The following is an 18,510-nucleotide window of genomic DNA, read 5'->3' as shown; positions in this document are numbered from 1 at the left end:
AGCAACCGTCGAACGAGCACCGACCCCTTGCGTGCCGCCCTTTTTGTGCGCCATCAACCCGTTAGAGCTACCCACACCAACCCGCTAAATGGCACGGGTGTTCTAATCTGTGGGGGTGTTGGAGGAACTGACCCGGACCCGCGCCGCACTCGCCGAGTGCGCTGGCGCGGCCGTGTGGGCTTTACCTGACGCGGACCTGCTTGCCTCTTTGGAAGAGGCGTGGACCGGTGTGCAACAGCTGACCGCGGTCGCCGCGCGCCTCGTCCGGCAGGCCGAGGTCCGCGGTCTCCCGGCAGCCGAGGCCGCGTCGAGCACGGTGGTCTGGCTCCGGCAGCGGCTGCACGCGAGTCCGGCCGATGCGCAGCGGCTGGTGCGGCTCGGTGAGCTGCTCGACGCCTCACCGGCGCTCGACGCCGCGGTCTCCGCCGGGGCCGTCTCGACCGAGCAGGCGCGCGCGATCGGCACCGCAATCGCCGACCTGCCCGAGGAAGCGGGAATCGAGACCCTCGCGAAGGCCGAGAAGTCATTGATCGCCTACGCGTCGCAGTTCGATCCGATGACGCTCTCCCAGCTCGGCACGCGGATCCTCGCGCATGTCGACCCGGAGGCAGGTGACCGATACGACGAGGCCGTGCTGCGACGCCAGGAGGAACGCGCGCGTCACAGCCGCGGGTTCACGTTGAGCCCGTTCGGCGACGGCCGCGTGCGCCTGTCCGGCTGGCTCGAGCGTGCCGCCGCGGCCACGGTCAGCGCGGCGCTGGCCCCGCTGTGCCGCCCCGACCACGCCACCGCCGGCGACACCGATCTGGCTCGGACCCCGACGCAGCGGCGAGCGGACGCCCTCGTCGAGGTGTGCGCCCGCGTCCTGCGTGACGGCGGCCTGCCGACCACGGGCGGCGACGCGGCCCAGGTGGTCGTCACGATCCCGATCGCCACCCTGCAAACCGTTCCCGGTACGGCGCTTCAAACCGGTGATCCATCGCCCACCTGCACTCCGCGAAACGGTCACCGGCCCGCCGGCCACAGTGCACCGACCAGCCAACGGACGGACGGCCATCGTCGCCGCGGCAAGAGCCCGACCGGGCCGCCGAATGTCTCGCCCGGCGGCGCCAAGGCTGCCATCGCTGCGTCCGACGACTCGATACCCACCGACACGACAGCTGCCAGCGCGATATCCGCCAGCATGGCATCTGGCGGCACAACGCCTGCGGGTGCGACGCCTGCGGGTGCGACGCCTGCGGGTGCGACGCCTGCGGGTGCGACGCCTGCCAGTGTCACGCCCGTCAGTGCGGTGGCGAGCCCTGTGCGGCCGGCGCCGGTGGACGGCGCCGCCGGTTCCGGCGGCGTGGTGCAACGCGACAGCAGCCATGGCGTGCTGGACAACGGCGCCCTGATCAGCCCCGCCGAGGCGCGCGTGCTGGCCTGCGACGCTCGGATCATTCCGGCCGTCCTCGGCACCGCCGGGCAGGTCCTCGATGTCGGGCGCGCCCGGCGGTTGATCTCCGGTCCGATCCGGCGCGCGCTGATCCTCCGCGACCGCGGATGCAGCTTTCCCGGTTGTGACCGACCACCCAACTGGTCAGAGGGCCACCACGTCATCCCCTGGGCTGACGGTGGACCGACCGCACTCACGAATGCGTGCCTGCTCTGCCGGCATCACCACCGCGTCATCCACCAGACCGGCTGGCAGGTTCGCATCAGTCCCGACGGCCGCCCCGAATTCCTCCCACCGGCAACCATCGATCCACAACGCCGACCCCGCCGGAACGCCTACCACCTGCGGCTATGACAGGTCGAGGGCCTTGCGTAGGTAGGCGACGTGTTCCGGGCCGGTCCATCGGTAGGCGGGCAGGCCGGCAGCACGGGCGCCAAGCACCGCGCGGTCGTCGTCGTCGACGAAGAGCACATGCTTCGGCTGGTGGCCGATCAGCTCGCAGGCCCGATGGAAGAACTCACGGGCCGGCTTGTGCAGCTTCTGCTCCCACGAGCTGATCACCAGGTCGACCTCGTCGGCCAAGCCGAGCGCGTCCAGGTCGGGGCGCAGCCGGTCGGTGGCGTTCGTCGCCAGGCCGACCTTGCGCCCGCCGGCCCGCACCTCGCGGACGAAGGCCAGCGCGTCCGGGTCGGGCTCGCCACGGTAGGACTGCCACTGCGCCACCGCGGCTGCCGCGCGATCGGGCTCGATCGGCAAGCGCTCGGCGACCAGGCGCATCCAATCCGCGTCGGTGATCTCACCGGCCACCGCGGGACGGTAGATGTCCCACGACATCGATGTCTCGAGCAGGGCGGCCGGTTTGAGGCCGTAGTCGACCTCGACGGCGATCATCGGGGCCGGATCCCAGCGGCGCAAAACGCCGTCCAGGTCGATGAGCAGGGCCTGGGCGCGCTCGCGCGGCGACATGCTGGCTATTCCTCTTCCTTCTTGAGTCGCTGACTGATCACCTGGGTCACACCGGCGCGCATGGTGACGCCGTACAGGGCGTCGGCGACCTCCATGGTGCGCTTCTGGTGCGTGATGATCAGCAGCTGGCTCTTCTCCCGCAACTGCTCGAAGAGAGTAATCAGCCGGCCGAGGTTGACGTCGTCGAGGGCGGCCTCGACCTCGTCCATGATGTAGAAGGGCGAAGGGCGGGCTCGGAAGATCGCGCACAGCATCGCCACCGCGGTGAGCGAACGCTCGCCACCGGAGAGCAGCGACAGTCGCTTGATCTTCTTGCCGGGCGGACGGGCCTCCACCTCGACGCCGGTGGCCAGCATGTCCTCCGGGTCGGTGAGCACGAGCCGGCCCTCGCCGCCCGGGAACAGCACCTGGAAGACGATCTGGAACTCGCGCGCGGTGTCCTCGAACGCCGACGTGAACACCTCGAGGATGCGCTCGTCGACGTCCTTGACCACGGTGAGGAGGTCCTTGCGGGTGGCCTTGAGGTCTTCCAGCTGGTCGGAGAGGAACTTGAACCTCTCCTCGAGCGCCGCGAACTCCTCCAGCGCCAGCGGGTTGACCTTGCCGAGCAGCTGCAGGTCACGCTCCGCCTTATTGGCCCGCTTCTCCTGAGTCGGCCGGTGGAACGGCGCTGGCTCCGGCACCGGCTTGCTGTCCTTCTCGGCCTGGGCCGTCTCGGCCGCGCTCGGCGGCACCAACTGCTCCGGGCCGTACTCGGTGATCAGCGTGTCCACGTCGAGCGAGAAGTCCTCGGCTGCCTTGGCCTCGAGCTGCTCGATGCGCAGTCGCTGCTCGGCGCGGGCCATCTCGTCGCGGTGCACCTCGCTGGTGAGCCGCTCCAGCTCGGCGACCAGACGCTTGGCGCTGGCGCGGACCTCCTGCAGCTCGGCCTCGCGTGCGGTGCGGGCCTGCGCGAGCGCGTCGCGCGCCTCGACCGCCGCGCTCAGCGACAGCCCGACCCGGGCCAGGGCGGTGGCCGCGCCGAGCGCGACCGCCTTGGCGATTTCGGCGCCGCGGGCCCGGGCGGCCCGGCGGGCCGCAGCCCGCTCACGGGCCTGCCGCTCCGCGTTGGCCTGGCGCATCAGGGAGTCGGCTCGGCCGGCGATGGAGGAGACCCGCTCCTCGGCGGTACGCACCGCGAGACGTACTTCCATCTCGTTCTGCCGGGCCTGCGGCACCAGGGCGGCGAGCGTGTCGCGTTCCTCGGTGGACGGTTCCTCGTCGATCGGGGTGGACTCGGCCAGGTCGAGTCGTTCCTCCAGCTCGGCCAGGCGCATCAGGTCGCTCTCGCGCGCCGCCTCGGCCTTCTGCCGGGCCGCGCCGAGGCGCTCACTCTCGGCCTTGGCCGACCGGGCGGCTGCGCCCAGCTCGGCGAGACGGCGGGCGGCAGCGTTGCGTTCGCCCTCGGCCGCGCGCTTGGCGGCGGCGGCCACGTTGACCGCCTCCTTGCGCTCCGCGACTTCGGCACGGGCGTCGACCAGCTGACCCTTGAGCTCGCCGATCGCCTCCTCGGACGCGGAGCGCTTGGCCTTGGCCTCGTCGACCGCGGCCTGCACCTCGATGTAGCTGGTGGCCTTGCCGGAGCCGCCGGCCGCGGCGAACGTGCCGAGCACGTCACCGTCGGGGGTGACCGCACGCAGTTCGGCGTTGCTCGCCACAACCTCGGCGGCCGTGCCGAGGTCGGCCACGAGGACGACGTCGCGCAGGGCACGGTTGACGGCGGGCCGGATCTGCTCGGGGCAGTCGACGACTTCGGGCGCCCAGACGGTGCCCTCGGGAATGGTCGGGCGAAGCGACTCCAGGGAGCCGCGCATGCCGGGCGCCGCCGACGAGGCGACGACGAGCGCGGCCCGCCCGGCATCGGCGATCTTGAGCGTACGCATCGCCTCGATCGCCTCGTCCACACCGGAGAGGGCGACCGAGTCCGCGAGCGAGCCCAGCGAGGCAGCGATCGCCGCCTCGTAGCCGGCGCGAACGGTGAGCATCGAGGCGAGACTGCCGAGCAGGCCGGGTACCTGGTCCCGCTTGGCCAGCAGGGCGCCGGCCCCGTCCTTGCGCTGCAGGCCGAGGGCGAGGGCTTCCTCGCGTGCCTTCCAGCTGGCCGCGTCCTTCTCGGCCGCGCGCTCGGCGTCGGACAGCTCCCGCACCACGGCCGCGGCCCGGTCGTGGGCGGCCTGCGCCTCGGCGTGCCGCTCGTCCAGTTCGACGTTGTCCCGGTCGGCCTCGGTGGATTCGGCGGCAACCGCGTCCACCTCGCCCTGTGCGGCCTCGGCGCGGGTGAGGGCGTCGGTGTGCGCGGCGGCAAGCCGCTCGATCTCCTCGGCCGCGCTCCCGGTACGTGCGCGGGCGGCGTTGACGTTGCCGGTCAGCTTGGCCAGGCCCTCGCGGCGGTCGGCGATCGCCTTGGCCGCGTTGCGCAGCGCGCCCTCAGCCGCGGCCAGTTGCCGTTCCAGGTCCTGTCGGCGCTCGACCGCCTCGGCCAGCCGCATCTGGTCGTCGGTGAGCGCCTCGCGGAGTTCCTCTTCCTGCTCGCGCACCCGCTCGGCCTCGGCGACCAACTGGTCGGGGTCGCGACCGGGCCGTTCCTCGTCAGGGGTCGCGGCCAGGTGGCGCAGCCGTTCGTTGGCGAGCTGCTCCATCGAGCGGAACCGCTCCTGCAGCGCGGCCAGCTTGTACCAGGTGTCCTGGGCGGCCTGCAGCAGCGGAGCGTCTTCGGCGTGCGCGTGCTCGAGGTCGGCGAGCATCCGCTGGATCTCGCGGTTCTCCGCCTCGACCTCGTGCCGGCGGTCGCGCATCGCCGACTCGTCGGCGATCTCCTTGTCCAGAGTGGTGCGCAGCGTGTGCAGGTCGTCGGCGAGCAGCCGGAGCCGGGCATCGCGCAGGTCGGCCTGGATGCCGGCGGCGCGGCGGGCCACCTCGGCCTGCTTGCCGAGCGGCTTGAGCTGGCGGCGGAGCTCGGCGGTGAGGTCGGTCAAGCGATTGAGGTTGACCTGCATCGCGTCGAGCTTGCGGATCGCCTTTTCCTTGCGCTTGCGATGCTTGAGTACGCCGGCGGCCTCCTCGATGAAGGAGCGGCGGTCCTCGGGTTTGGCGTGCAGCATCGCGTCGAGCCGGCCCTGGCCGACGATGATGTGCATCTCCCTGCCGATGCCGGAGTCGCTCAGCAGTTCCTGGATGTCGAGCAGCCGGCACGCGTTGCCGTTGATCTCGTACTCGCTGGCGCCGTCGCGGAACATGCGGCGGGTGATCGAGACCTCGGTGTACTCGATCGGCAGAGCACCGTCGTTGTTGTCGATCGTGAGCGTCACCTCGGCCCGGCCGAGCGGCGCGCGGCCGGAGGTGCCGGCGAAGATGACGTCTTCCATCTTGCCGCCGCGCAGTGCCTTGGCGCCCTGCTCGCCGAGCACCCAGGCGATGGCGTCGACGACGTTGGACTTGCCGGAGCCGTTCGGGCCCACCACACAGGTGATGCCCGGCTCGAGGCGCAGCGTCGTAGCGGAGGCGAAGGACTTGAAGCCCTTGACCGTCAGGCTCTTGAGGTGCACGGATCTCCGAGGGTCGGCGACGAAATTGCTGGCAAGCAGGGGGAATTGCTGGCAAGCAGGCTACCCGCACCGGGGTCCGGCGGCCCGGCACGCCGCGCACGGCGGCCACCGATCCCGGAAAATCGGACAAATAGGCCCGGAAGTCTGAGCTGCCTGAAAAGCCGGAAGTCTGGGCCACCTGAGCCCGGCCACTAAAGCTCGGACAAAAAGATGCGCGCCGCCACTGGGTGGAGGCGCGCTGTGTGCCGTTTCGTCTTTGGAGCTGTGCTGTACGTCCTGGTGCCGCACCGCTAGGTGCAGAACGTCCTGGTGCTGGGGGGATCGACCGCCGCACCGAGGCGGCGGGTGGAACTCAGGTCAGCGCCGGCTCGGTGAGCCGCAGGATGTCGTCTGCCTCCGCGGCAGCAGCCGCGAGACGATCATTCTCCGCCCGGAGGCGGGTGACCTCGAACTCCAGAGCCTGCACCCTGGAACGCAGTCGGGTGACCTCGTCGAGCAGGCGCCGATCGGGCGCCGCACCTACGTGGCCGAACAGGGCCTTCGCCATGGTGACTCCTTGAGAAGCATTGCTTCTTCTTGGTGTTTGAACGACGCGCAGCGTTTTGGACTGCGTGTTTTGAACTATGCGCTTGCAGCGCGCGCCCAACTTGCGCCACAGTTATCAGCGAGCACGGCTATCTGCACGCACGGCGTCTGCACACACGGGCACGCGTGAGCGCAGAGTCGTGCACCCACGAATGTCTTAGGTGCAGATGTCCCATGCCTGAGGTGAAACCGGGCATGAGTGGGCGCGACTGGCGACACCTCCATAGTCCGCCGATACCCACGCTCCGTCAAGCGGTGCGACCGCGGACCGGCCCTCGAGACTAGTGAATCATGCCACCCTGGAGTTCTTTACCAGGGCTTATGTTTTCCTTTGCCGGTTTGCCCACGACTTCTTCCACTGCTTACGGTCGGCGGCGACCGCAATGCCGTCGTATGTACGGCGATAAAACGGTTCTTCCGTACGGCGATCAAGCGCCGGCGACTGTCGGGGCGAGTCGAGGACGCCGGGTGCCGGTGGCGGGGCACCCGGCGCCAAACGCCACCACTCGCATACCCCGAAGTTGACCTCAATATCCTGACATTTCGGACAAGTCGGGCGGCAAATCGGATAAAAGTCGCGTAATTTTGTCGCCTACCCGACAGGATCTCGTAACTTTTCTGGGTTGTGTCGTTGCCTCCTTCGTGAAATCGACCCCGTCGCCCGAGCGCGTGTGCCTGCTTACCGGCGGCGGGTACCCGTTCCGGCGGGACGCGCTGAGCGGTTGGTGCCGCACCCTCGTGGAGGGCCTGCGCCGATTCCGTTTCGATCTGCTGACCGTCACGGACCGCGAACCGCCGTCCGTCCCGGCGTACCCGCTGCCCCTCAACGTCCGCTCCGCCGAGGCCGTCCAGATCGGTCGGAACCTCGGCCGGGAACGGCGGCGCGGCGACAACAACGAGACCGGCCGTGGCGCCGCCCACCTGCTCTGCCGAGGGCTGGTGGAGGAGAGCCGGTTTGCCGGCGGGCTGCGCGGGCTCGCCGAGCTGGCCGCGGAACGGCCCGACCCGCTGACCAACGTTCCCCTCGCCGACCTGCTGATGGACGCCTGGCGCGGCGCACCCGCGGCGGGCGACGAGACGCCGCTGCCCCGGCTCACCACGCGCGACGCCCGGACCGCGGCCACGCTCCTCAAGCATGCCCTCGGCGCGCTGGCGGTGCCGCTGCCGAGGACCGACCTGGTGCACTGCGTCGGCGGAACCACGCCGCTGCTCACCGCGCTGGCCGGACGGTGGCGGGCCGGCATCCCGCTGCTGCTCACCGAGGCGCGGGCGCCGGTCGCCCGGTACCGGCCGGCCGAGGAGCGGCTGGCCCCGGCGGTGCGCGCGGTGCTGCGCCGGTTCCGGGCCGCGGTGGCCCGTACCGGGTACGCCGAGGCCGGCCTGATCGCCCCGTTGAGCGCTTACCACCACGGCTGGGCGCTGCGGCACGGCGCCGAGGCGGCCCGGCTGGTCCAGGTGCCTGCCGGGGTGGACCCGTCGGAATACCCGATCATCGCGGAACCGGCCACCGAACAGCCGGCCGTGGTGTGGGCCGGCAGTGGTGGGCCGGACAGCGGGCTCGCGCCGCTGCTGGCCGCGTTCGAGCAGGTGGCGGCGGCCGTCCCGGGGACGGTGCTGCACCTGGTCGGGGTCACCGCGGTGCACGAGGATCACTGCGCCGAGCAGATCGAGCGCACCGGGCTGGGCCGGGCCGTACGGCTGCATCCGCTCCCGGCCGACCCGCGCGACCGGTACACCGCCGGGCACGTCGTCGCGCATGTGCCCGGGCCGGCCGACCCGCCGTACCGGCTGATCGAGGCGATGATGTCCGGCCGGGCGGTGGTCGGGGTCGACGTCGGGCCGGCCGCCGAGACGCTGGGCGACGCCGGTGTGCTGGTCCAGCCGGACGACCCGGCCGAGTTGGCCATCGCGATCGTGAACCTGCTGCGCGCGACGACCCGCCGGCGGCAGCTCGGCGACGCGGCCCGGCGGCGGGCGCTCACCCACTTCACCAACGACCGGGTGGTCCGGGTCTACGGCGCGCTCTACGCCGACCTGACCGGGCCGCCGCCGTCACCCGCGCCGGCCTTCGAGTTGGCGCTGACCATTCCCGCACCGCGGACCTCGCCGCCCGCGACGCTGCGCTGGCTGATCCGGGAGGACCGATGACGATCACGCCCAGGCGAGGGACGACCCCGACGCGTACGCCGAAGGGCCGCACCCGCCGCCGCCCGGAGAACCGTGCCGTCGAGAACCGTGCCGTCGAGAACCGGGCTGCCGACAACCGGGCTGCCGACAACCGGGCTGTTGAGAGTCGGGTCGGGTCGACCACGCTGAGCGGTCACGGCACCGCCGTACGGCCGAGGCATGCCGCCGGGCCGGACCTCGCTTCGCCGCCGCGGGTATCCACCCTGCCGGCGATTCCCCGGACCCATCGGCGGCCTGGCGAACGTCGCGCCTATCTCGGCGCCACCCTGCTGCGCTGCGCCCTCTACCTCGCGCCGATCAGCGTCGGGGTGGCCGGAAGCGCGGCGCTGCGACACGTCGCCTGGCCGATCCCGCTGGTCACCTTGCTGCTCGGCTGGACCGCCGCGCAGGCTCTGACCTGCGCCGGTGTGGCGGTGGCCCGCCGGGCCGGACCGACCGCCGCCTGTCGCCTGGTGGGTGCCGGGTTCGGGGTCGTGACCGGGCTGTGGTGCGCGCTGGTCTGGATCGCGCCGGACTCGCTGGTCGGACCTGAACGCGGGCTGGCCCTGGTGGTCGGGCTGGGCGGGCTGGCCACCATGGCGACGGTGACCGCGGCGCTGGTCACCAGGTCCGAGGCGGACGTGGTGCGGTGGAGCCTGCCGTGCTGGGTTCTTGCCGGCGCGACGCTCGCCGCCCTGATCGGCAGCCCGGTCCCGTGGCTGGCGGTGGACACGCTGCTGCCGGCGGCGATCGTGCTGCCGCTGGTTCGGGCGTTCCGGCCGGCGATGCTGCCCGGTGCGCCGCGCCGCAGGTTCGCGCTGACCCGGTCCGAGCTGCGCCGCTCGGCCGGCTACCTGGTGATCGGCGCGTCCCAGGCGATCTGCGTGGTCGTGCTGTGGCGGGGCGGGCCGTCCGGCTCGACCGTGCCGTTCTGGCTGCCGCTGCTGGTGGCGGTGCCGATCCTCGAGGCGCTGATCGCCTGGAACATCGGCCAGAGCGACGCCTCGCCGCGGAAGGTCACGCTGGTCACGGTGGCCGGTCTGGTGCCGCCGCTGGCACTCGGCTGCTGGCTGGCGGTGATCGGCTTCGACGCCGGCCCGGCCGTCATAGCCGGTATCCATGCCCAGTCCGGTGTGCAGGCGCTGGCCGGCGGCACCCTGCTCGGCGGCGTCTTCGCCATCACGTTCCTGCTCGCCGCCCGCGGTCGCACCGGTATCGCCGCCACCATGGCGGCTGCTCCCCCGCTTGCCGTGCTCGTTCTGAAGCTTCTGCCCATACCGGCCGCCGGCCCCCTGCCGAACGCCGTCGGCGCGCTCGCCGTGACCCATGCGGCCGGCCTGCTCGTCGTCGCCCTGACCGCTGCCGACCACCGGAGAGCATCATGAAGACCCTTTTCCCGCCGTACGCCCACCCGTCGCCCGAGCTCGCCCTGGACGCCGAGACCTGGATCATCCGGGAACTTCCCGGCGAACGACGCAGTCTTCATCAGTCGCTGGGCCGGATCGACCTGGACTGGGGCAGCCGGTCGCTCGCCGACGTGCTGGCCGATGTGGACGCCTGGCGTGCGGACGGCGTCGAGGGGCTGTTCCTCGACCGGGCGCCGGCCGGGTCGGGCGGGGTCGGGCCGGTGGCGCTGACCATCCGGCTGGCAGCGCGACGTGGGCTGCACCGGGTCGTGCTCAATCCGGGGGTGCCGACCAATCCGCTCTACCGGGACCTGGGCGTGCGGATCTGCACGTTCGAGGGTCCGTGGACGGCCTACCAGAGCTGGGACGGGGACGGGGTTCGGCCGGGTGACGGGCACATCGTGCACGGGGTCCCGCCGGCGCTGCTCACCGCGGCCCGGCGGCTGATGGGGCGGCGCGGCGCCGGGTTCGGCCTGGCGACCGATGCCAGTCCCTGTGTCAGCGCATACGTGGGCGGGGCTGGCAGCGCGGACAACTGAACGACGAGCGGTTCATGAACTGCTCCCGGCGCATCAGGGTGCCGCACCGATGGCACGGCTCGCCCTCCCGGCCGTACGCGTTGAGCGACCGGTCGAAGTAGCCGCTCTCCCCGTTCACGTTCACATAGAGCTCGTCGAAGCTGGTCCCGCCGGCCACGATGGCTTCGCCCAGTACGTCCCGAACGTGGGCGAGCAGCCGGCGCGCGGCCGGCCGGGACAGCGCGTCGGTCGGTCGGGCGCCGTGCAGCCGCGCCCGCCACAGCGCTTCGTCGGCATAGATGTTGCCGACCCCACTGATCAACGTCTGGTCGAGCAGGGCCCGCTTCACCTCGGTGTGCTTGCCGCGCAGCCGGGTCACGAACGCCTCGTCGTCGAAGAGCGGGTCCATCGGGTCGCGGGCGATGTGCGCGATCTCGTCGGGCAGTTCCGCGCCGCTCTCACTCACCGCGAGACCGCCGAACGTGCGCTGGTCGACGAAGCGCAGCTGTGGCCCGCCGTCGGTGAACGTGAACCGGATCCGCAGGTGCTTCTCGTCCTCGGCGTCGGCCGGCTGCATCAGCAACTGGCCGCTCATCCCGAGGTGGCCGACGATCGCGTCACCGGAGTCGAGCGGAAGCCACAGGTACTTGCCGCGCCGGGACACGTCGATGACGGTGCGGCCGGTCAGCATCGCGATGAAGTGCGCGTCGCCGGGCAGGTGGCGCCGGATCGCGCGCGGGTGGTGCACCTCGACGGTAGCGATCGTCCGGCCGGCCACCCACTTCGCCAGGCCCTGCCGGACGGTCTCGACCTCGGGCAGCTCAGGCACAACGCCCCCTCTACAACGTTTACGGCTACAACGTGTACGGCCAGACCGTGATCAGGTAGGCGCCGTACCAGAGTCCGAACGCTGCCCACGCCACGATCGACAGCACCGCCACCCGGGGGCGGGCGCGGGCGGCCGCGACGGCCGCCGGCAGCAGCGTCAACAGTACGGGCAGCAGCAGTCGCGGCTTCGAGTGGTAGAAACCGGCCTGCCCGTACACCAGCACCATGGCCACCACCCCGTAGACGGCCAGCGGCGGCCACGGTCGTCCGGCCAGCGCCACCCCGGCCGCGGCCAGCGCGACCAGCAGGATCAGCGCCACGCTCATCGGGATCCAGCCGTCGCCGGTGCGCAGCGTTTCGTTCAGGAACGAGAAGGTGCTCGCCCCGTAGTCGAAGGACGTGCCCCAGCCGGCGGTCTGGATGCGGAACCAGGCGCTCCAGTCGCCGACCCGCAGACCCACCCAGGCCAGGAACAGCGGCACGCCGGCCAGTGCCACCGCGGCGGCCAGCAGCGGCTGCCAGGCCGTCTTCCGGTTCCGGCGGGCCGCCATGATCGCGGCCACGGCGAGGGCGAGCGCGGCCGCGGCACCGGTCGGCCTGGTCAGCGCGGCGCCGAGCCCGAGCAGGCCGGCCGCCCACCAGACCTGCCGGTGCGCGGCGACGAACATGCCGGCCACCAAAGCCAGGAAAAGCGCTTCGGAGTACGCCATGGACAGCACCACCGAGACCGGCGCGCTGCAGCAGATCGCGACCAGTGTCCACCCGGTCCGTTTGCCGTACAGCGTGGTGCCGAGCAGATGCAACGCCACCGCCGCGGCGATCGACGCGGTCCAGCTGACCACCAGGGCAGCGGTCTGCGCGCTGAAGCCGACCGCGTCGAAGCCGCGGATGAGCATCGGGTACAGCGGGAAGAAGGCCAGCTCATTGCCCTGCAACACATGGTTCGTGTCATAGGTGTACGCGTGTGGATAGCCGTCCACCGCGACCCGGAGAAACCAGCCCGCGTCCCAGACCAGCAGTCGCCCGCGCAGCGTGTTGTCGTCGTGCGTCGCGCCGCCCAGCCAGGCCAGGATCAGCAGTTGGGCGACCCTGGTCAGCGCGAAGATCCCGACGGCGGTGAGCACGCCACGCCAGGCGCCGGCCGCCTCCCACAGGCGGGGCGGGCGCTCCTCCGCCTGTTCGGCGCCCGGTTGCCCGCCTCCCGGTTGCTCCGTCACCGCGACGCTCACTTCTCGTCGTCGCCCAGCTTCTCGTCGGGCAGCTTCTCGTCGACCAGCTTCTCGTCGACCAGCTTCTCGGCCTCGTCCGCGGCCTCTTCCGGGGCCTCGTTGCCGCGGTCGTTCAGTGTTCGCCAGGCGGCCGCGGCCGCGCGCTGCTCGGCCTGCTTCTTGCTCCGGCCCTCGGAACCGCCGTAGCGCTCGCCGGCCACCACCACCCAGGCGGTGAAGGTCTTGGCGTGGTCGGGGCCGGAGTCCTCGATCACGTAGTCCGGCACGCCCAGGCCGAGCGCGGCGGTCAGCTCCTGCAGGCTGGTCTTCCAGTCCAGGGCCGCGCCGCGGCCGGCCGACTCGGCCATCAGCGGGTCGAACAGCCGGTGGATCACCTCGCCCGCCACGTCCAGCCCGTGTTCCAGGTAGATCGCGCCGAGCAGCGCTTCCAGGGTGTCGGCGAGGATGCTCGCCTTGTCCCGGCCGCCGGTGGTCTCCTCGCCCTTGCCGAGCAGCAGGTGCGGGCCGAGACCCGCCGGGCCCAGGGTGCGGGCCACGTCGGCGAGCGCGTGCATGTTGACCACGCTGGCCCGCAGCTTGGCCAACTGGCCCTCGGGCAGGTCCGGGTGGTTGTGGTAGAGCGCCGACGTGATCACCACGCCGAGCACCGAGTCACCGAGGAACTCGAGCCGCTCGTTGGTCGGCAGGCCCCCGTTCTCGTAGGCGTATGAACGGTGGGTCAGGGCACGTTCCAGCAAGCCGGGCTCGATCGGCACGCCGAACGCCTCCTCGAGCGGCAGGGTGGACGGCCGGCGGCGCTTATCCATCATGGGACACCTCGTTGTGCGGGCTGTGCTCTTCATTGACGACGTGATCGACCATCGCCACCATCGCGGCACGACGGTGCAGGTTAGCGGCGAGCGCGATGCCGGCGGCCAGATCGGAGCTGGACGCGGCACCGTGACAGACGACGACGGTGCCGCCGACGCCGAGGAGCAGGGCGGCGCGGGGCACGCCGGCTGGGCCATCGTTGAGTGGGGCGCCCGGTGGGCCGAGTTGGGCGTACGCCGTCTCCAGGCCTTTGAGCAGGATGTTTCCGGTGAAGCCGTCGGTCACCACGACATCGGCGGCCGCGCCGGTCACGACGTCGTTGCCCTCGACCAGGCCCACGTAGCGGGCGCCGGCCGGCAGGTCGGCGGCCTCGAACAGCGGCGGCGCGGCGCGGCGCAGGCGGTCGCCCTTGCCCCGCTCGATGCCGATGGTGAGCAGGCCGACCCGGGGACGGGCGACCTCGTGAACCACGGCCGCGTAGGCGGCGCCCAGGCGGGCGTGCATGAGAAGGAAGTGCTCGTCCGGATCGACGGCGGAACCGACGTCGAGGAGCACGAGACGGCCGGCGACGGTGGGCAGCACGGCGGCCAGTGGCGGGCGGCGCACGCCGGGCCAGCGGCCGAGCGCGCGAGCGGCCGAGACCACGATCGCGGCGGTGTTACCGGCCGAGACGACGGCGTCGGCCTCGCCGTGTGCCACGGCACGGACGGCAGCGCGTACACCATCGTCGGGTTGATCTTGGGTGATTGCGGCCCCGTGGGTCACTCGGCCGCGCTGTGCCGGGTCGATGGCAGCAACCATCGCGTCGGCTGCATCGTGCGGGCCGACCAGCAACAGGTGAAGGGACGGATCGTCCTGGAAGGCGTGCAGAGCGCCGTCAACCACGACGGCGGGAGCGTGGTCCCCGCCGAGGAGGTCGACGGCGATCCGCGCGGTCGCCGGCTCCGGATCGGGAGCCGGCGTACCGGTGGTTCGCCGTGGCCCAGGTGCGACCCGCCCGATGATGGGGCGCGTCACTCCTCGAGGCTCAAACCTCGAGGACCTGGCGGCCGTTGTAGGTGCCGCAGACCGAGCAAGCGGTGTGCGGCAGCTTCGGCGACTTGCACTGGGGGCAGGCCACGGTCGCAACCGCGGTCGCCTTCCAGTTCGCCCGGCGGGACCGGGTGTTGCTGCGCGACATCTTGCGCTTCGGGACGGCCACGGTTCCTACTCCTCAGTTCTTGTCAGGTTGTGCAAAGCGGCCCAGCGGGGGTCGACGTCCGCATGGCTGTGATCGGCCGGAAGGTCGTCGAAATGCACCCCGCACTCGGGGCACAAGCCTGGGCAGTCCGCCCGGCAGAGCGGGTTGGTCGGCAGTGCGAGCACCACCGCGTCCCGGACCGCCGGTTCCAGGTCGATCAGGTCGCCCTGCATCCGGCCCACCTCGTCCTCGTCGGTCGTCTCCTCGGTGGTGCTGTCCGCGTAGGCGAACAGCTCCGCGATCGAGACGTCGAAAGGCTGGCTGATCTCGTTGAGGCAGCGGCCGCACTCGCCGGAGAGCGAGCCACGGACACTGCCGCTGATGTAGACCCCCTCGGAGACCGACGTGAGCACGACATCGAGCTCGACGTCCGACCCCGCGGGGACGCTGATCAGCTCCAGGCTGAGGTCTGCCGGTGCCGGGATCACCCGTTTGAGGGCACGCGTCGCACCAGGCTGCCGGGGAAGCTTCGTCGTGTCGACGACAAGTGGCTGCCTGGGATCCAGGTGACTCTTCGGTGACTTGGGCATCATGAACTCTCAGCCTGTAGGGAGGCCGACGAAAAAGGTTACCTGAGCTGGAGGCCCAGCGTCGAATCCGGGGCCGGTTACAGCTCAGAACGGTAGCTCACCGCGGCGGGAGAGCTCAGAAGGGCAGGGGTCGTTCGCTGTCCTCGCCCTGGAAGGTGCCGATCTCGCGCAGCGCGTGCATCTTGTCGCGGCCGCGCTCGATCGAGGCCAGCGCCCGGGTCAGGAACTGCTCGAAGTTGGCCAGGGCGGTGTCGACGTAGTCGTCGACCTCCTCGCGCAGCCGCTGGGCCTCCCCGCGTGCCTCGGCGATGATGCGGGCGCCCTCGTGCTCGGCGGACACCGTGATCTCGTTGACCGAGACCAGCCGGGCGTGTTCGGTTTCACCCTCGCTGATGATCCGGTCGGCCTCGCGACGGCCGGCCTCGATGATGCGGTCGCGCTCGTCAAGAACGGCGGCGGCCTTCCGGATCTCGGACGGCAGCGCCGACCGGAGAGCGTCGAGAAGGTCGATCATCTCGGCCCGGTCGTACATGAAGTTCGTCCGCGACATCGGGACGGATCGCGCATCCTGGACGCGTTCGATGATCTCGTCGATGCTGTCGAGCGGATCCACCGGTCTCTCACTCCCGTCATCTCTCACCCACGCGGCATCTCTCATCCACGCAGCGTGGTGCGATCACGTTACTGCGTCACCACCGCGCCGGATTCCGGCGCGCCGGGAGTCAGTTCTGCGCAGTCAGTTCTGGGCGAGGCGTGACACGAGTCGCTCGCCGACGAAATCCGGAACGTACGCCGATGCGTCGCCTCCCCACTTGACCACGTCTTTGACAAGACTGGAAGACAGGAAGGAATAGAGCGGATTCGTCGGCATGAACAGCGTCTCCACGCCGGACAGCCCGATGTTCATCTGCGCCATCTGCAACTCGTAGTCGAAGTCGCTGACCGCGCGAAGTCCCTTGATCACCACGGCTGCGCCCTGCGCCTTGCAGAAGTCCACGAGCAGGCCGTGGAACGACGCGACCCGGACGTTGGCGTACTGCTCGGTCGCCTCGCGCAGCATCTCGAGACGTTCCTCGATCGTGAACAAGCCGCTCTTCGACTGGTTGATCAGAACGCCGATGATCACTTCGTCGAACAACCGGCTGGCCCGCCCGACGATGTCGAGGTGGCCGTTGGTGACCGGGTCGAAGGAGCCGGGACAGACAGCTCGTCTCATGATCGGCGACCGTACCAAAGAGTAGTGTCCCCGTAACGTTTGCTGCGGTCGGCAGTGACGCCTTCCACCCAGTTGATCGGGTCGCCCCGTCGCGCCCGCTCGAGGACGATCACGGCGTCCTTCGTGAGCCATTCGTTGACCACCAGATCCTGCTGCAGCTCGACGAGTTCGTCGGCGGTCACGGCATAGGGCGGGTCGGCGAAGATCACGTCGTACGGGCCGCCGTCCGGTGGACCGGCGAGGACCTGAGCCACTTTGCCGGTGACGAGCCGGGCCGCCGGGCCCACCCGCAACGCCACGATGTTGTCGCGAATCGTGCGGGCCGCGCGAGCGTCCGATTCGACCAGTAGTGCGTGGGAAGCTCCCCGGGACAGAGCCTCGAGTCCGGCCGCCCCCGAACCGGCATAAAGATCCGCGAAACGCGCCCCCTCCAGGTCAACCATCGAGTCGAGGGCGCTGAAGAGCGCTTCCCGAACACGATCCGAAGTGGGCCGGGTGCCGGAACCGGGCGGAACGGCCAGCCGGCGGCCGCCGTGGGCGCCGGCAATGATCCTGGTCATACGGCCTCACCGGGGTCGTTGGGTAGCACCACTCGAAGCTACTGCACCACTCACACAGGGCAATGACCGAGTGAACACATCCAATGTGACGACCACTCTGAGCAGTTGCGATATGCCCGTCGGTATATGGAAGATCACGGATCTGCATCAACAAACTTAACGCCCTCTGAGGGATTTCCCAGCTTCGGCTTAGTGGATATCGTCATGCGTCGTTGCACGTGGTTACGGCCCCGTGTCGACGACGACGTGGGGAGGCGTCGTCGGCGGCCTCGCCCCCGTCCTGGCGTCGGCCCTTCGCTTCCTTGCCGCCCCCTGATTCCCAACACAGGAGTAGGCGTGAACCTGCTTAAGTCCAAGCTTCGGCGTTCCGCGACGGTTGTCGGCGGCGCGTTCCTCGGTCTCGCCGGCGTCGCGGCCTTCGCCGCCCCCGCTCTGGCCTGCGAAACCGAGATCACTCCCATCAGCAAGTGCGCCAACGCCGACGGCTCGTGGGTCGTCGAGTGGAAGGTCACCAACAGCGAGTGGGAGATCGAGGGCAAGGTCGTCAAGGCCGTGGCCCTCCCCACGATCTCCAAGTCGACGCTCACCGGCCTCGACACCGGCGCGGTCCTCCCGGCCGAGCGCGATGGCGTGCTGAAGGGCACCCAGACGCTGCCCGCCGGCGAGAACACGGCCCAGATCAGCGTGCAGAGCGAATGGAAGTGGAACGGCGGCGGCTACGTCAGCACCAGCAAGAGCCGCGAGATCCACAAGCCGAAGCACCTGGACCACTGCAAGCCGACCACGCCGCCGGACAACCCGAACCCGGGCAACTCCTTCCCGAACCCCGGCAACTCGTTCCCCAACCCGGGTAACTCCTTCCCGAACCCGGGCAACTCGTTCCCCAACCCGGGCAACTCGTTCCCGAACCCGTCGGGCTCCTTCCCGACGCCGGGGCCCTCGGATTCGTCCGAGCCGACCCCGCATCCGTCGGGCAGCACCAACACCCCGACGCCGGCGACCGAGCCTCAGTTCGTCTACGACACCACGTGTGACACGTTCACGGTCGGCCTCGAGGTCCCGAAGGACTGGCCCGAGTCGATCACCGTGACCTTCAAGCCGTCCACCGGCGACTCGAAGACCATCACGGTCAAGCCCGGCGCGACCGGCACCGTCGATTTCCCGGCCTCCGAGGGCCTCAAGGTCACGGCCACCCCGAAGGGGTACGAGGACGAGGCCGCGACCATCGCGTACGAGACCCCGGCCGACTGTGACTCGGACGGCGGGGGTGGCGGCCTGCCCGTCACCGGCGCTGCCGCGGGTGGCATCGCCGGCGGTGCCGCGGTCCTGCTGGCCCTGGGCGCCGGCATGTTCTTCATGGCCCGTCGCCGCAAGGTGAAGTTCACCGCCTGACGCACCAACTGAAGAGGCGCGCCGACCCGCAGGGGTCGGCGCGCC

At 70.8% G+C, this 18,510-nt stretch carries 17 protein-coding genes; 5 read left to right on the top strand and 12 right to left on the bottom strand.

The annotated features are described in order from the left end of the window. Positions 1 to 115 precede the first annotated feature (115 nt). Positions 116 to 1,789 (top strand): DUF222 domain-containing protein, encoded by a 1,674-nt coding sequence (locus AB0E90_RS32880; protein WP_360414686.1) that lies wholly within the window; start codon positions 116 to 118, stop codon positions 1,787 to 1,789. Here the strand turns inward: AB0E90_RS32880 and AB0E90_RS32875 are convergent. From AB0E90_RS32875 to AB0E90_RS32865, 3 genes are all read right to left on the bottom strand, one after another. Then, complete coding sequence (locus AB0E90_RS32875) at positions 1,784 to 2,401, bottom strand: HAD-IA family hydrolase (protein ID WP_360414684.1); 618 nt, start codon at positions 2,399 to 2,401, stop codon at positions 1,784 to 1,786. The two genes, AB0E90_RS32880 and AB0E90_RS32875, sit on opposite strands and share 6 nt — an antisense overlap. Before the next feature lie 5 nt (positions 2,402 to 2,406). Next, positions 2,407 to 5,985, bottom strand: coding sequence for a chromosome segregation protein SMC (gene smc, locus AB0E90_RS32870; RefSeq protein WP_360414682.1), 3,579 nt, complete (start codon positions 5,983 to 5,985; stop codon positions 2,407 to 2,409). A gap of 352 nt (positions 5,986 to 6,337) precedes the next feature. Continuing rightward, entirely contained in the window at positions 6,338 to 6,532 is a 195-nt protein-coding gene (locus AB0E90_RS32865) for a hypothetical protein (protein WP_020518001.1), read from the bottom strand. A gap of 680 nt (positions 6,533 to 7,212) precedes the next feature. Here AB0E90_RS32865 and AB0E90_RS32860 point away from each other — a divergent pair. Genes AB0E90_RS32860 through AB0E90_RS32850 form a run of 3 tightly spaced genes read left to right on the top strand, consistent with a single transcriptional unit; the run spans position 7,213 to position 10,681 of the window. Beyond that, a complete protein-coding gene (locus AB0E90_RS32860) occupies positions 7,213 to 8,718 on the top strand; it encodes a DUF3492 domain-containing protein (RefSeq protein WP_360414680.1) in 1,506 nt (501 codons plus the stop codon). Next, positions 8,715 to 10,121 carry a hypothetical protein gene (locus AB0E90_RS32855; protein ID WP_360414678.1) on the top strand — a complete coding sequence of 469 codons (1,407 nt, stop codon included), beginning with the start codon at positions 8,715 to 8,717 and terminating at the stop codon, positions 10,119 to 10,121. The genes AB0E90_RS32860 and AB0E90_RS32855 overlap by 4 nt, the downstream gene beginning before the upstream one ends. Further along, the gene (locus tag AB0E90_RS32850; RefSeq protein ID WP_360414676.1) at positions 10,118 to 10,681 is read left to right on the top strand and encodes a spherulation-specific family 4 protein; all 564 of its coding nucleotides are present in this window, start codon (positions 10,118 to 10,120) and stop codon (positions 10,679 to 10,681) included. Before AB0E90_RS32855 ends, AB0E90_RS32850 begins: the two co-directional genes overlap by 4 nt. On the opposite strand, the gene mutM is transcribed toward AB0E90_RS32850, so the two are convergent. The 9 genes from mutM to rsmD all read right to left on the bottom strand — a co-directional run bounded on the left by mutM (position 10,641) and on the right by rsmD (position 17,073). Further along, complete coding sequence (gene mutM / locus AB0E90_RS32845) at positions 10,641 to 11,489, bottom strand: bifunctional DNA-formamidopyrimidine glycosylase/DNA-(apurinic or apyrimidinic site) lyase (RefSeq protein ID WP_360414674.1); 849 nt, start codon at positions 11,487 to 11,489, stop codon at positions 10,641 to 10,643. The two genes, AB0E90_RS32850 and mutM, sit on opposite strands and share 41 nt — an antisense overlap. 25 nt (positions 11,490 to 11,514) lie before the next feature. Beyond that, positions 11,515 to 12,705 (bottom strand): mannosyltransferase family protein, encoded by a 1,191-nt coding sequence (locus tag AB0E90_RS32840; protein WP_360414672.1) that lies wholly within the window; start codon positions 12,703 to 12,705, stop codon positions 11,515 to 11,517. 8 nt (positions 12,706 to 12,713) lie between these two features. Further along, on the bottom strand, positions 12,714 to 13,526 hold the full coding sequence (rnc, locus tag AB0E90_RS32835; protein WP_360414670.1) for a ribonuclease III: 813 nt from the start codon (positions 13,524 to 13,526) through the stop codon (positions 12,714 to 12,716). Then, positions 13,516 to 14,454, bottom strand: coding sequence for a phosphate acyltransferase PlsX (locus AB0E90_RS32830; protein ID WP_360414719.1), 939 nt, complete (start codon positions 14,452 to 14,454; stop codon positions 13,516 to 13,518). Before AB0E90_RS32830 ends, rnc begins: the two co-directional genes overlap by 11 nt. 100 nt (positions 14,455 to 14,554) lie before the next feature. Beyond that, positions 14,555 to 14,728 carry a 50S ribosomal protein L32 gene (rpmF, locus tag AB0E90_RS32825; protein ID WP_203724382.1) on the bottom strand — a complete coding sequence of 58 codons (174 nt, stop codon included), beginning with the start codon at positions 14,726 to 14,728 and terminating at the stop codon, positions 14,555 to 14,557. 5 nt (positions 14,729 to 14,733) lie between these two features. Beyond that, complete coding sequence (locus AB0E90_RS32820) at positions 14,734 to 15,297, bottom strand: DUF177 domain-containing protein (RefSeq protein ID WP_360414717.1); 564 nt, start codon at positions 15,295 to 15,297, stop codon at positions 14,734 to 14,736. Between the two features lie 115 nt (positions 15,298 to 15,412). Further along, entirely contained in the window at positions 15,413 to 15,910 is a 498-nt protein-coding gene (locus AB0E90_RS32815; protein ID WP_203800578.1) for a hypothetical protein, read from the bottom strand. 123 nt (positions 15,911 to 16,033) lie between these two features. Further along, entirely contained in the window at positions 16,034 to 16,513 is a 480-nt protein-coding gene (gene coaD / locus AB0E90_RS32810) for a pantetheine-phosphate adenylyltransferase (RefSeq protein WP_360414667.1), read from the bottom strand. Further along, positions 16,510 to 17,073 (bottom strand): 16S rRNA (guanine(966)-N(2))-methyltransferase RsmD, encoded by a 564-nt coding sequence (gene rsmD / locus AB0E90_RS32805; RefSeq protein ID WP_360414665.1) that lies wholly within the window; start codon positions 17,071 to 17,073, stop codon positions 16,510 to 16,512. Before rsmD ends, coaD begins: the two co-directional genes overlap by 4 nt. A 336-nt stretch (positions 17,074 to 17,409) precedes the next feature. Between rsmD and AB0E90_RS32800 the strand changes: the two genes are divergently transcribed. Continuing rightward, a complete protein-coding gene (locus tag AB0E90_RS32800) occupies positions 17,410 to 18,465 on the top strand; it encodes a DUF3824 domain-containing protein (RefSeq protein ID WP_360414663.1) in 1,056 nt (351 codons plus the stop codon). The last annotated feature ends 45 nt before the right edge of the window (positions 18,466 to 18,510 follow it).

The sequence above is a fragment of the Actinoplanes sp. NPDC026619 genome (genome assembly GCF_040638295.1).
Taxonomy (GTDB): domain Bacteria; phylum Actinomycetota; class Actinomycetes; order Mycobacteriales; family Micromonosporaceae; genus Actinoplanes.
The sequence above is the reverse complement of the archived record's forward strand: the minus strand, read 5'-3'. Positions and strand labels throughout refer to the sequence as shown.